At 59.2% G+C, this 306-nt stretch carries 1 protein-coding gene; it reads right to left on the reverse strand.

Going from position 1 to position 306, the window contains the following annotated elements:
- Positions 1-306: hypothetical protein (locus GV368_RS10970; protein WP_169116547.1), on the reverse strand; the 306-nt coding region annotated here is incomplete at both ends.

A 306-nucleotide genomic window follows, 5' to 3' on the forward strand; every position in this document is an offset into this window, starting at 1 on the left:
CTTGCCGAAGCGGTCTTCCGCTTCTTCCAGTCGGTCGCGCGCTTCTTCGAAGAGCGTGTCGCCAGGGCGAAGCCGCTTGTGGATCTGCTCGATGGCGTAGAGCTCACGCAGACGCTCCTCGACAGCATCCGCCAACAGGCTATCCTGACCCGTGAGCACCAGCAGGTTGTTCTTCTCCTGCTGATAGTCGAAGAAGTTCTGAAGCTCACTGGGGGGAACCTTGCCATCGGGCTTGATGACGATGAGCGTCCTGGGGCCTCCGAGTTTCAATTCGTCGAGCTTGGGCAGGACCTGAACATCCTGGTA

It is taken from the genome of Tepidiphilus baoligensis (genome assembly GCF_012911495.1).
GTDB classification, from domain to species: domain Bacteria; phylum Pseudomonadota; class Gammaproteobacteria; order Burkholderiales; family Rhodocyclaceae; genus Tepidiphilus; species Tepidiphilus olei.